At 36.0% G+C, this 13,397-nt stretch carries 14 protein-coding genes; 13 read left to right on the forward strand and 1 reads right to left on the reverse strand.

Annotated elements, in window-relative coordinates; translation table 11 throughout:
• The first annotated feature begins 10 nt into the window (after window positions 1-10).
• The 8 genes from ecsC to DN408_RS03575 all read left to right on the forward strand — a co-directional run bounded on the left by ecsC (window position 11) and on the right by DN408_RS03575 (window position 8,372).
• The gene (gene ecsC, locus DN408_RS03535; RefSeq protein ID WP_002011122.1) at window positions 11-718 is read left to right on the forward strand and encodes an ecs operon protein EcsC; all 708 of its coding nucleotides are present in this window, start codon (window positions 11-13) and stop codon (window positions 716-718) included.
• A 295-nt stretch (window positions 719-1,013) separates the two neighbouring features.
• Entirely contained in the window at window positions 1,014-1,217 is a 204-nt protein-coding gene (locus DN408_RS03545; RefSeq protein ID WP_000216156.1) for a DUF1657 domain-containing protein, read from the forward strand.
• Window positions 1,218-1,530: 313 nt separating this feature from the next.
• Window positions 1,531-2,898, forward strand: coding sequence for an APC family permease (locus tag DN408_RS03550; RefSeq protein WP_078178137.1), 1,368 nt, complete (start codon window positions 1,531-1,533; stop codon window positions 2,896-2,898).
• A gap of 13 nt (window positions 2,899-2,911) precedes the next feature.
• Window positions 2,912-4,528 carry an amidohydrolase gene (locus DN408_RS03555; RefSeq protein WP_147739959.1) on the forward strand — a complete coding sequence of 539 codons (1,617 nt, stop codon included), beginning with the start codon at window positions 2,912-2,914 and terminating at the stop codon, window positions 4,526-4,528.
• Window positions 4,529-4,544: 16 nt separating this feature from the next.
• On the forward strand, window positions 4,545-5,402 hold the full coding sequence (locus tag DN408_RS03560) for a carbon-nitrogen hydrolase (RefSeq protein ID WP_078178135.1): 858 nt from the start codon (window positions 4,545-4,547) through the stop codon (window positions 5,400-5,402).
• A gap of 117 nt (window positions 5,403-5,519) precedes the next feature.
• On the forward strand, window positions 5,520-6,257 hold the full coding sequence (locus tag DN408_RS03565) for a (Fe-S)-binding protein (protein WP_078178134.1): 738 nt from the start codon (window positions 5,520-5,522) through the stop codon (window positions 6,255-6,257).
• A gap of 2 nt (window positions 6,258-6,259) precedes the next feature.
• Window positions 6,260-7,690 (forward strand): LutB/LldF family L-lactate oxidation iron-sulfur protein, encoded by a 1,431-nt coding sequence (locus DN408_RS03570; RefSeq protein ID WP_078178133.1) that lies wholly within the window; start codon window positions 6,260-6,262, stop codon window positions 7,688-7,690.
• Entirely contained in the window at window positions 7,671-8,372 is a 702-nt protein-coding gene (locus tag DN408_RS03575; RefSeq protein WP_078178132.1) for a LutC/YkgG family protein, read from the forward strand. The genes DN408_RS03570 and DN408_RS03575 overlap by 20 nt, the downstream gene beginning before the upstream one ends.
• 193 nt (window positions 8,373-8,565) lie before the next feature.
• On the opposite strand, the gene DN408_RS03580 is transcribed toward DN408_RS03575, so the two are convergent.
• Window positions 8,566-8,709 carry a sporulation protein YjcZ gene (locus DN408_RS03580; protein WP_103458299.1) on the reverse strand — a complete coding sequence of 48 codons (144 nt, stop codon included), beginning with the start codon at window positions 8,707-8,709 and terminating at the stop codon, window positions 8,566-8,568.
• 156 nt (window positions 8,710-8,865) lie between these two features.
• Between DN408_RS03580 and DN408_RS03585 the strand changes: the two genes are divergently transcribed.
• The 5 genes from DN408_RS03585 to DN408_RS03600 all read left to right on the forward strand — a co-directional run bounded on the left by DN408_RS03585 (window position 8,866) and on the right by DN408_RS03600 (window position 13,268).
• On the forward strand, window positions 8,866-9,450 hold the full coding sequence (locus DN408_RS03585; protein ID WP_078178131.1) for a TetR/AcrR family transcriptional regulator: 585 nt from the start codon (window positions 8,866-8,868) through the stop codon (window positions 9,448-9,450).
• 2 nt (window positions 9,451-9,452) lie between these two features.
• The gene (locus DN408_RS31295) at window positions 9,453-9,623 is read left to right on the forward strand and encodes a hypothetical protein (RefSeq protein WP_002011131.1); all 171 of its coding nucleotides are present in this window, start codon (window positions 9,453-9,455) and stop codon (window positions 9,621-9,623) included.
• 83 nt (window positions 9,624-9,706) lie between these two features.
• Window positions 9,707-10,183 (forward strand): PH domain-containing protein, encoded by a 477-nt coding sequence (locus tag DN408_RS03590; RefSeq protein ID WP_078178130.1) that lies wholly within the window; start codon window positions 9,707-9,709, stop codon window positions 10,181-10,183.
• Window positions 10,176-11,615, forward strand: a complete 1,440-nt coding sequence (locus DN408_RS03595; protein ID WP_002186475.1) for a PH domain-containing protein — start codon at window positions 10,176-10,178, stop codon at window positions 11,613-11,615. The genes DN408_RS03590 and DN408_RS03595 overlap by 8 nt, the downstream gene beginning before the upstream one ends.
• A gap of 657 nt (window positions 11,616-12,272) precedes the next feature.
• Window positions 12,273-13,268: a hypothetical protein gene (locus DN408_RS03600; RefSeq protein ID WP_078178129.1), complete on the forward strand. Its 996-nt coding sequence runs from the start codon at window positions 12,273-12,275 to the stop codon at window positions 13,266-13,268.
• Window positions 13,269-13,397 lie beyond the last annotated feature (129 nt).

Consider the following 13,397-nt stretch of genomic DNA (forward strand, 5'->3'; position numbering starts at 1 on the left):
GAATGAACCTATGATTACATATGAAGAGAAGGTTATAAAAGAATTGGAGCAGTGGAAAGCTACATTCATGAAAGATTCTTCTATGATGACACGGTTCTCTAAAAAAGTGCAGGTGAAAGTGCAACAACTAGTGCCCGCGAAAGTGCAAAAGGTACTAACAGAAACGATTCGGATGATGGTGCAAACAATTAGCGCTGGATCAAACTTCATAAAACCGAAGCTAAAAGAAACGAACTGGTCACTGCAAAGAAGAGACGATGAAGTACGTAAAAAAATGGATGAGTACAAAAAAGTTGCAGCGGCAGAAGGGGCAGGAACAGGAGCAGGTGGTATTCTCCTTGGCCTTGCCGATTTCCCGTTATTACTTACTATTAAAATAAAATTTTTATTTGATGCAGCAACATTGTACGGATTTGATACGAGTAAAAAAGAAGAGCGCCTTTTTATTCTTCACGTTTTCCAGCTTGCTTTTTCAAGTGACGATTACCGAAAAGAAGTATGGAAAGCGATTGAAACGTGGGATACAGAAGAAGAAAATCATATGGACTGGGAAAAGTTCCAAACAGAATACCGAGACTATATCGATTTAGCAAAAATGCTTCAACTCGTTCCAATCATCGGTGCCCCAGTCGGCGCATATGCGAACTATCAATTACTGCAAAGACTCGGAGAAGTGACGATGAATTGTTATCGTATGCGCTTGCTTAATAGAAATTAATTTGTTTAACAAAAAGCATCCTAAATGTGTAATTTAGGGTGCTTTTTTCTTTTTAGGAGTATCGCCCCATCACCGTCAAGCTAAGAAAAGCAAATACCTAAAAACAAAAAAATTGACATCTCGAGGAGAAAATGTACATTTTTTTGGTTTGGGGCTTTATAAAATTCTTAAGTTAATGACTGTGTGGCACTATCACTATCCCTTCTATAAAGATAACCAAAATTTAGAAATCATGTTTTAGTAGAAAATAGCTATTCTAAATAGTGAATTCATAATTATAAGGAGGAATTTAATTATGACAGTAATTACTAAGCTTAAACAAACTATTTCTGGATTAAAAAGTGCTCAAGCATGTTTAGAAGGATTTGTTCTTGATACTGACAATCAGCAAGCAAAACAACTGTATCAAAATGCAGCTCAGCAAACGCAGACCATTATTGATTCTTTAGAACCACGTGTTCAGGAGGTTCAACAAGATGAGCCCCAGTATAATCAATAAAGTGCAGTAACCCTCAGATTTTTTGCAGAGGTCTTATCATAGTTGGATTTATATATCTGGGGTTCTGACGTATACCCATCAAGCTAAGCTTATATAGGTTTAATTTCACGCGAGATTTTTTCTTTTTTTGATATTTCTGGCGCATGGAAAGTATGCAAGTATTCATAATTTATGCAGAAACGGATATTTTCCCGTGGGGAATTTATCCGTTTTTTTTTGCTTTATAACATGAGAAAATAATGATTTTCCCATATGGTAACAAAATGGAACAAAAATTGCATAGATAAGTTGCAAAGATGAAGGGGGTTGAAAAGTGAAAGATGACATTCAGTTAAAGCGTTCGTTGACTTTTTTTCAACTTGTATTGCTAGGTTTAGCCTATATGGCACCATTAACGGTATTTACTACGTTTGGCGTAGTGGAATCTTTATCAAAAGGAGTGATACCAACAGCCTATATACTTGCGCTATGTGCGATGTTATTTACAGCATATAGTTATGGACAAATGACAAAAGCGTATCCAATTTCGGGATCAGCTTATACGTATACACAAAAGTCATTAAATCCAGGATTAGGTTTCATGGTTGGTTGGGTAATTTTAATGGATTATTTGTTTATCCCCATGATTAACTTCCTCATTATTTCACTCTATTTATCAGAATATCTGCCTTCTATTCCTTCTAGTATATGGATTATTGCGATGATTATAATTGTGACAGTAATTAATGTTGTAGGGACAAAAGTAACGATTACAATGAATATGATTTTTTTAGGGTTCCAATATATCGTATTGATAGTTTTTTGTGCTCTATGTATTCATTCACTTCTTAATGGAATAGGAGAGGGAACATTATTTTCATTAAGACCGTTTATGAATCCAGATTCTTCAATAATTGCAGCATTTTCAGGGGCATCTGTACTTTGTTTATCCTTTTTAGGGTTTGATGCTTTAACAACTTTTGCAGAGGAAACAATTCAACCAAAAAGAACTATTCCAAAAGCGATTTTCTTTGTCATTTGCTTTTCAGGAATGTGCTATATTGTCGTCTCATATCTAGCACATCTAATACATCCAGACTATTTGGCATATAAAAGTTTAGATACGGCAGCTGCTGAAATCGCTAGAATGATAGGCGGAAATTTATTTAATGCTTTGTTTCTTGCAGGAATGGTTGTAACTTCATTCACATCCGCTTTAGCTTCTCATGCTAGTGTTTCGCGTATTTTATATGCAATGGGGAGGGACTCTGTACTACCAAAATCATTTTTTGCCTATATACATCCGCGTTTTCAAACGCCTATCAAAAATATTATTTTAGTGAGTATTTTTGCTTTGGTGTCACTATTTACTGACCTAGTTACAATTACATCTTTTATTAACTTCGGTGCATTGATTGCTTTTACATTTGTGAATATTTCCGTCATTGCACATTATTTTATTAAACGGGGACAAAGGTCATTAAAATCTACGATTCTCTATTTGTTAATACCGCTAATTGGTGCATGTATAACAATTAAATTGTGGAGTGATTTAGACAAGATGTCTCTCATACTGGGAGGAATATGGACCATTATGGGTATTGTGTATCTTCTATATATAACAAAATTCTTCCGTGTTCAACCACCACAGATGAATTTTGATGAATTGCCAAAAGAAGATGGACAAGAAGTATCTATTTAGAGGGGGGAGAATTATGAGAAAAAAAGCGGATATGATTTTAAGTAGTCATGCTGTATTTACAGGTATAGGAGAAAAACCTATCTCGGCATCAATTATTGTTAAGGATGAAAAGATTATTGCTCTTGTTCCGAAAGAAGATATTCATGGTTATGTAGATGCTGACACAATTGTACGTGATTTTGGAAATCAGCTTATTATGCCTGGATTTCATGATTTCCATATTCATTTAATGTTAGGAAGTTTAGTAAGTGAGGGAGTACAGTTAATTCATGCGCGTTCAGCTAGAGAAGTTGGAAAGTTTGTAAAGGAATTTGCTGAACGAAATAACGAGATAAATTGTGTGATTGGAAGCAGTTGGGAACAGAACTTGTGGGAAATTCATGAAGAGCCACATCGGATGATATTGGACGAGTATGTTGCAGATCGACCAGTGTTTTTATACCATGCTGAATTTCATAGTGTTTGGTTAAATAGTAAAGCACTTGAAATGGCAGGGATTAATAAAGAAACAAAGAGTCCACCATATGGAGAAATCGTCAGGGATCGAAATGGTGAGCTAACAGGAGTCTTAAAGGAAAATGCAGTGGGGTTAGCAACTAGCGTATTGCAGTTTAACTCTAAACGAAATAGGACATTGCTTCAAAAATTTTTAATAGAAGCTGCGAAATATGGAGTAACCTCTGTGCATGATTTATTGAGGATACCAGAAATGGGCGTGGAAGAAGTCGAGTTATATGAAGAATTTGAAAAAAAAGGAAAGTTAACAACGAGAATTCATTTTGTTGCTCCACTTAATGGAGATTTAAACTTAGCAAAAGCTTTAAAGGAAAAATACAAATCTAGTATGGTTCAATTTTGCGGGTTTAAACAATTTATTGATGGAGTAACAACTAGTTATACGGCATATTTACTTGAACCATATAATGAAGAAATGACAAGGGGTCATACTACATACCCACCAGAAATCATAAAAAAATGGACAGTAGCGGCTGATAAGGAGGGCTTTCGCGTAAGATTTCATGCAATAGGAGATGGAGCTGTACGTTTAGCGTTAGATGCTTTTGAAGAGGCTGAAATACAGAATGGAAAAAGAGATGCAAGGCACGCAATTGAGCATGTCGAAATGATTCATCCCAATGATATTGAGAGGTTTCAAAAATTAGGGGTGTTGGCGTCTATTCAGCCCGAGCATATGAACCTTACAAGTCGAGAGGTATATAGAAGGTTAATTGGATCAGAAAGAATGCAATACAATTACTTGATGAAAACATTAATGGATGCTGGGACAACGCTTGTATTTGGCAGCGATTATCCTGTTGTTACAATAAACCCGTTACCAGAAATTTACCGAGCTGTAACAAGGCTGGATGATGAAGGTGTGGAATGGAATTCGCAAGAGAAAATATCGTTAGCGGAAGCGTTACGAGCATACACGTATACTCCTGCATATGCCTCATTTCGCGAAAATGAACTAGGTATAATAGAAGAAGGGAAGCTAGCTGACATAGTTGTATTAGATCGGAATTTGTTTACTGTACCGGTGGAAGAAATCAAAGATGCTAAGGTTACTTTTACAGTGGTAAATGGAAATATAGTTTTTCAGAATGAAAAAGAAAGTATGAAGAATTAATGGGGGGAAGATGAGAATGAGTGAAGTGACAATTGGGCTAGTTCAATTAGCGTGTAATGAGAATATCAAGGGGAATATAGAAAGAACAATAGCAAAGGTAAAAGAATCAGCGGAAAAGGGAGCACAGATTATTTGTTTACAGGAGTTATATCATGCTGAATACTTTGCTCAAAACGTTTCGGTTCGTAATTATGAACTGGCAATTCCTTTTGAACATGAAGCATTACAAGCGATGCAAAGGTTAGCGGAAGAACTTCATGTGGTTATAATTGTTCCTTTTTATGAATGGGTGGCACAAGGGGTTTATTTTAACAGTGCAGCAGTGTTTGATGCTGACGGTAAATATTTAGGAACAACACGTAAAAATCATATTCCAGATGGACCGAGTTACCATGAAAAATATTATTTCACACCAGGAAATACAGGGTATCCAGTATATAGTACAAAGTATGGGGAAATAGGAATCGGGATCTGCTGGGATGAATGGTTCCCTGAAGTAGCACGAATTTTGACATTAAAAGGAGCAGAAATATTATTTTATCCTTCTGCAATTGGCTCTGAACCAGATTATCCAGAATTATCAACAAAACCAGTTTGGACAAAAGCTATTTCAGCTCATAGTATTCATAACGGTGTATTTGTAGCAGCTGTAAATCGAGTTGGGAAAGAAAAGGACATGTGTTTCTATGGAGGAAGTTTTATCAGTAATCCAATGGGAGACATTGTTTGTTCTTTAGGAAAGGAGGAAGGAATACTCATCCGAAAAATTGATACAAAGGAAATTAATGAAGCACGTAATCTATTGCAATTTTTAAGAGATCGTCGCACGGACACATATGCGCTAATTTTAGAAAAAGAAGTTCTAAACAGATAAAAAAGATTCTCAAATTTGAGAGTCTTTTTTTGTTTCTATTCATATTTTTCATCTTTTTACCAATAATATACAAATAGAGTTACTTGAGATTACTTTACTGTATTTAGGGGTGCAAATATGAAAGTATCAATTTTTATCACTTGTGTGGTAGATGTTTTTTATCCAGAGGTCGGAAGTGATGTCGTCGAAATTCTTGAAGATTTAGGCTGTGAAGTTGATTTTCCTAAAAGCCAAACTTGCTGCGGCCAACCTGCCTATAATAGCGGGTATTTGAAAGAAACAAAAACAGCTGCAAAGCATATGATTGAAACCTTTGCTAGTTCAGAATATGTTGTGGCACCATCGGGTTCGTGCGCGATGATGGTTCACGAGTTTTCTAGCTTATTTTCTGAAAGTGAAGCGGATTGGAAGAAAAAAGCTACTGAACTTGGAAATAAAACATATGAATTCACACAATTTCTTGTGGAAGTATTAGGGAAAGAAGACTTAGGTGCAGAGCTTCATAAAAAAGCAACGGTTCATACATCTTGTCATATGAGCCGATTAATGGGGATTAAGGAACCACCGCAAAAACTATTAAAGTGTGTAAAGGGACTGGAAGTTGTTTCATTGCCGCATAATTATGATTGTTGCGGATTTGGAGGGACATTCTCGGTGAAAATGCCAGAAATCTCTGAGCAAATGGTTGAAGAAAAAGTAAAGCATATTATGGAAACCGGTGCGGAAGTGTTAATTGGGATGGATTGTAGCTGCTTAATGAATATAAAAGGACGTTTAACACGCAATGGTTATCCAATTGATGTAAAACATATTGCTCAAGTATTAAATGAAGATCGAAAACAAGGGGGGATATAGAGATGGGAATGAAAATTGGGAACGATCCCTTTCATAAGCGTACTAAAACAGGCATTGGGGATCAATTTATGCGACAGGCTGTCAGGAAAGCGCAAGATGGTCTGAGAATCAAGAAATTAAAAGCTACTGAGAGTCTTGGAAACTGGGAAGAATGGCGAGCTTTAGGAGAAGAAATTCGAAAGCATACATTAGAAAACCTTGATTATTATTTATATGAGCTGAGTGAAAATATTGAGAAAAACGGTGGTTTCGTTTATTTCGCAAAGACTGCAGAAGACGCAAGGGAATATGTAAAAGAGATTGTAAAAAAGAAAAACGCGAAAAAAATTGTGAAATCAAAATCGATGGTAACGGAAGAGATTAGTTTAAATGAAGCGATTGAAGAAGCTGGAGCGGAAGTGTTAGAAACAGATCTTGCTGAATTTATTCTACAAGTGAACGACCACGATCCTCCATCACACATTGTTGTTCCGTGTCTTCACAAGGATAAAGAACACATTTGTGAAATATTTAAAACAAAGTTAGATTATACTGGAACATCAGATCCTACGGAAATGGCGAGGTTTGTAAGATCGTATTTACGTGATGATTTTTTTGCAGCGGATATAGGGGTGACTGGATGTAACTTTGCTGTTGCAGAGTCGGGATCAATTTCTATCGTAGCAAACGAAGGAAATGCAAGACTTACTACGACACTTCCGAAAACGTTGATTACAGTTATGGGGATGGAACGTATTGTTCCGACATGGGAAGAGCTTGATGTTTTAGTAACACTTCTATGCCGAAGTTCTGTAGGACAAAAGTTAACAAGTTATATTACAGGATTAACTGAGCCTGGCGGAACAGATGGACCTGAGGAATTTCATTTAGTCATTGTTGATAATGGTCGTTCCGATATTGTAGGAACAGAATTCCAAAGTGTCCTTCAGTGCATTCGTTGCGCGGCATGTATTAATGTGTGTCCTGTATACAGGCATATTGGTGGACATGCATATGGCTCTATTTATCCAGGACCAATTGGAGCTGTGTTGACACCGCTTTTAGGGGGATATGATGAATATAAGGATTTACCTTACGCATCTAGCCTTTGTGGTGCTTGTACAGAAGCGTGTCCAGTGAAAATCCCGTTACATGACTTATTAATTAAACACCGCAGCCGCATTGTAGAAGAAAAACAATCACCTGTAGCTTGGAACGTGGCTATGAAAGGTTTTGAAAAAGCGGTGAAGAGTCCTAGACTATTTTCTTTTGCAGCGAAGAGCGCTCCGTATGCATTAAAACCTCTTGCAAAAGGGGATAAGATCGAGCGTGGAATTGGGCCGTTAAAAGCTTGGACGGATGCGAGAGATTTTCCAGTTCCGAAAAAACAACCGTTTCGAGAGTGGTTTGAAAAACACGAAAAGGAGAACAATGATGGCCATCCAAAATCGTGAGGAATTTTTACTCCAGTTATCAGAAAAGCTTGGTAGGAAACGTCCAGAAGCAGTGGAAAAACCGAACTGGTCTTTTTCCCCGCAGTGGACTGTTTTTGACGGACTGGCGCAAGACGAACTTGTATTAAAGTTAATAGAGCACTGCGAAGTCATTCATACAGAAGTAAAGCGAACAACAAAGGGAAATCTTGTTGAAACATTGGGGTCTTTTATAAAAGAATGGAATATCAAATCTGTTATATGTTCGAATGATGAGCGCTTTAATGAGTATGGTCTTACGCCATGTTTCAGCAATAAAGGTACAACACATTTTCGTACATGGGGATTAGAACATAAAGAAGAGGACATAGCATTTGCGAAAGCTGCTGACCTTGGCATTACGTTCAGTGATATGACTTTGGCAGAATCAGGAACCGTTGTACTATTTAATGACGGGTTAAAAGGAAGACATGTGAGTCTTCTTCCGGAGTCATATATTGCAATCGTTCCTAAAAGTACGATTGTACCAAGATTAACCCAAGCTACAAAACTGATTCATGATCAAAATAAAGCGGGAGAAAACTTGCCGGCTTGTGTGAACTTCGTTTCGGGTCCATCAAATAGCGCGGATATTGAAATGAACCTTGTCGTAGGTGTGCATGGGCCAATTAGAACAGGGTATATTATTGTGGATGATCAATAACGATTTACGTGTGCGAGTTGGAAATATAGATGAAGCATTATAAGAATACTGAAAATAGAAAGCGCTGGCTGTTAAATATAACCGGGGCTTTCTATTTTGTGTGCCCTTACTGGTGAAGAAACCTTAAGAAGGAAAATTTTAATCTCTGTTTCAGTTTTCTACGCTACTATAACTAACTGAATTGTGTCTTTTCTTAGAAGCTAAACACACTATAACTAGCTCCAATTATAATGAATACGATAAAGAGCAGAATGATTAATAAAAGCCCACTACTACCGCTCTTACCATCTTTGCCATCTTCACCGCCGCCGCTACCACCTTTACCGCCAGATCCCATATGAAAATCCTCCTTATCGTTATACATTGTTTTTACTTTATATTTTTCTAGGTTCATGAAGAAGTTCCTTTTAAAACTCTAATTAACTTGCAAATCATTAATTTTCATTTTACAATTTATTTACCGACCGGTAAGTAAAAATAGAAGAGGTACAGTATGACAAAAAATTTACAAACATCGCAGCACATTGTAGATGCATCATTTAAACTAATGGCAGAGCACGGCATTGAGAAGATGAGTCTTTCAATGATTGCGAAAGAAGTAGGTATATCAAAGCCAGCTATTTATTATCATTTTCCGTCTAAAGAAGCGCTAGTTGATTTTTTATTTGAAGAGATTTTTTCTGGATATTATTTCGTCAATTACTTCGATAAAGAACAATATACGAAAGAAAACTTTGCAGAAAAGTTAATCGCAGATGGTTTACATATGTTATCGGAGTATAGAGGTCAAGAAGGCATATTACGCGTTATAAATGAATTCATCGTAACTGCGACGCGAAATGAAAAGTATCAGAAACGCTTATTTGAAATACAAGAAGAGTTTTTAAATGGATTCCACGATTTATTAAAGAAAGGTGTGGAACTTGGTGTTGTGTCACAACATGCAACTGAAGAAAACGCGCATACATTAGCGCTCGTTATTGATAATATGAGTAATTACATATTAATAGGGTTCGATTTAAAGTATAAAGAAATTTGGATTCGAAATGTGAAAAACGTAATGAAGGAGGGGGAATAAAAATGAAAATGCAGAAAAACTGGTGGCTCGGTTTCCTTGGATTTGTGGGAGTGTATAAAATTCCAGGTATGATTGAAGCTTTCCAAGCGGATAAAGGTTGGCTCGCATTAATTAGTTTAGTTTGGCTCCTTTGGTTCGGATATTTTATTCCTGAGAAAAAAACGGATAAATAATAAATTTTCAATTTTATGTAAAGTTATGTAAAATATAGATTGAGACAATTCATATATTAGATTAATAGATTTGGAGTGGTTACATGGATCCATTGAAAAATGAAATTCATCCTGACATGGTCAAGGTGTGGAAAGTTCGTGCTGTAATTGAAGAAGGGATCGGTATTCTCGTCATTTTAGCTTACCTGTTCCTTATGATAAAGTTTGATTGGTGGGCGTGGATTTTGTATGTGATGGTTGGGTTAACAGTTGCGCTAGCACCATTTTCGTATTTTGTATTCCCGAAACTACGTCAGTGTTATTATAGCTATCAATTAAATGAAGAAGAGCTTGAAATTCAGCACGGTCTTTTCGTAGTAAAGCGCGTATTAGTACCGATGATTCGTGTACAGCACGTGACAATTGAACAAGGGCCAATTATGAGAAAACATGGATTAGCAGAATTACATATTGCAACGGCAGCAACTTCTCACAGCATTCCAGGCTTAACGATGTATGAAGCAGAAATGTTAAAAACGAGAATCGCAGAATTAGCGAAAGTGAGTGATGAGGATGTATAAGAGGCAGCATCCCATTACGATGTTATTAGAATTAAAAATAACAGACTTTATACCATTACTTATTTTCATGTTTAGTTTAAATGGAAAGTTTCCATTTTGGTATTTAATTCCCGCTGGATTCGGTTTACTCACCGTCTTTTCAGCGTTTGAAAAATGGTATTACACAACATACTGGGTTGAAAATAACGTATTACATGTTAAACAAGGGCTCTTTGTGAAGAAGGAGAGCTACTTAAATAAAGAACGTGTCCAAACGATTAATACAAGTTCAAACGTGTTATATCAAATGCTCGGTTTAAAGAAAATTCAAATAGAAACAGCTGGCGGAGGCGATGATGCCGAAGTAAGCCTAGCTGGTATTACAGAAGATGAGGCGAAGGAGCTTATTTCCTTACTAAATGAGCCAACTCCAGAAGTAAAAGCAGAAGAAACATCAGAAGAAGTAGTAGAAAAAGAAGTTATGACAGAGGAAAAGCAAGCGACAGAGTACAAATTAACTTTGAAAGAAATTTTATTAGCATCTGTTACATCCGGTCAATTTGGATTATTATTCTCATTAATCTTTTTCGTGTATCACCAAGTAGATGAGTACATTCCGAAATGGATAAAAAATAGCGTAGAGTCGTATGTAATGGATCATGATATATACGGCTGGATTTACATGGTAGCTATTTTACTCGTCCTTTCGTGGATTATATCTACAATTGGTTACGCGTTAAAACATGGTAATTTCACAGTAAATCGAAAAAACGATGAAGTGCGTATTTCTCAAGGATTACTTGAAAGGAAAGAACTTGTACTAAAGTTACACCGCATTCAAGGGATTACGATAAAAGAAGGTATTTTCCGTCAGATGTTCGGTTATTGTGCTGTGCAAGTCGAAGTCATTCAAAGTAAGGGATTGGGAGAAGAGAAAGACAAAGTTACGCTGCATCCGATTATTCGAAAAGATCGTGTGCAAGAGTTACTCGCTCATTTACAATTGCCATATGAACTGAATACAAATATTACTGCATTACCAAAAGCAGCCTTGCGCCGTTATTTAATTGATAGTTTCATTTTCTTCGCAATGCTAGCAGTCCCGCTTACTGGGATAAGCATATACTTTGAAAAGTATTTCATCATGTGGGCGTTGTTACCGCTAGCTATCCTCATCTTTACACTTGGATACGCAACATTTAAAACAAATGGTTACGGTGTAAACGGAGAACAAATTACGATTATACATCGTAGTATTGGGAAACATACAGGACTTGTAAGAAGAAGACACGTCCAATCAATTGAAAAAACACAATCATATTTCCAGCGCCGAGCGGATTTATGTACGTATACGTTTTCTAGTGCATCATCGAATTATAAACTAGAGCATACGAGAGTAGAAGATGCGGAGAGAATGCAGGATTGGTATAAGAAGAGAATAAGTGAGGATTAATTTAAAAAAGCTTGCCTATTATTGAAGTGCACCCCAATTGTTAGACCGTGTCTAACAATTGGGGTGCACTTCATAATTAGTAGGCTTTTTTTATTAGCGTATGAAATTCTTGTTTCAGAGTACTGTTTACTTTTCAACTGGATGACAATGAGGAAAGATCCCCTGTATGCTTTTATGGAGAATCCGTATTTACACTAAGGGTTGGTATCTTATTGACGCTTAAAATATAGATGTCGGAAAATAATGTAAAAAAACTATTGTATGTTTAAAAACCTCATGTTACATTTGTGTTACAAGAGAGTTACGAATCGTGACTTTTGTTACAGTTTGTTTTCTATTGATTTTCGGTATGTTACAGATTATAGTTCGTATTCCAATTAGCTGAGAATATTTAAAGCTGAAGAAATAGCAAACTATAAACGAAAAATGATTTTTCTATGTGTATAAGAGTGTGTGTAGTAAAGATTCTGAGTAAGGGGCTTTATTAAAATTCCTTTCTGTCTTAAAAGAAGAAGAAAACCAACTACCAACTATTTAGGAGTTTTAAGTAATGATAGTAAATGAAATGTACAGTACATATTTACTTTCAGTCTAATTACTACACAGACTTTTATACATATGATGTTATTGTTTTAGGTATATATAGGGGGAGAGAAAATGAGAAAGTTATTAACGGTAATTGGACTTACGTTTTTAATGCTAGCTGGATGTAGTAATGGGGATTTTGACAAAGCAATGGATGAAGGGAAGACCGCGTTAACGAATAAAGAATATAAAAATGCTTTATCATCATTTGAACGAGCATTAGATGAGAAAAAAGATGATTCAGATGCAACGGTGCTTGTAGAACAAACGAAAGTAATGATTGAAGCAGTGAAGTTAAAAGAAGAAACAAAGGTAGAAGAATCAATCAAGTCATTTGGAAAAGTAGAGAACATGAAGAATGGAAATAATACGCTTATAAAACAAGCCAAGGAAGAACGAACAGCATTAGTAGCGATCTTAGAACAAAAAAAGAAGTATGAAGAGCAACTGACAAAAAGCGAAGAGTTAATAAGTAAGAAAAATTATGCAGAAGCGAAAGAGATGTTAAATAAGGTAGTTTTAGAAACAAAAGATAACAAGAACCTTGAAGAATATAATAAAAAGGCTTTAGGATTAATCACTAAAATTGGTGAAGAGGAAAAAACTGCAAAGAGTGTAACGACAGCAGCGAAGGCACAAAAAAATGATGCAGTAACGAGTCAAAAGGTAGCGACAGAAAAGAACCAAAAAGCAGAGACAGAAAAAAATCAAAAGGCAGTAACAGAAAAGAACCAAAAAACAGAGACAGAAAAAAATCAAAAGGTAGTAACAGAAAAGAACCAAAAAACAGAGACAGAAAAGAATCAGAAGGTAGTAACAGAAAAGAACCAAAAAGTAGAGACAGGAAAGAATCAAGATGCATTTACTTTTGAGAAAGCTAAAGAATATATCAAAAAAGAATATAAAGAAGAATATAATTACACGCTAGAGGATACGCAAGTAGAAAATGGAAAGAAATATTATCAAATTAGAGTGCGTACGACATATAAAATAGAAGGTGCAGCTGGAGCAGGATTTACTGGAGTATTCAAGGTGTTCGAAGATGGTACAATTGTTGAAATGCACTAAATTGATGAAAAAGGTATCCTCAAAGTATTTGAGGGTACCTTTTTAGCATAAAAAAAAGCATCTAGCAAAAGTACTAGATGCAAATAAAAACACAAGGGAAGACAAAATTCTTCCCTTTTCCCGTAAGTA

Origin of the sequence: Bacillus sp. AR13-1, from assembly GCF_008042285.1 — a bacterium.
GTDB lineage: Bacteria > Bacillota > Bacilli > Bacillales > Bacillaceae_G > Bacillus_A > Bacillus_A mycoides.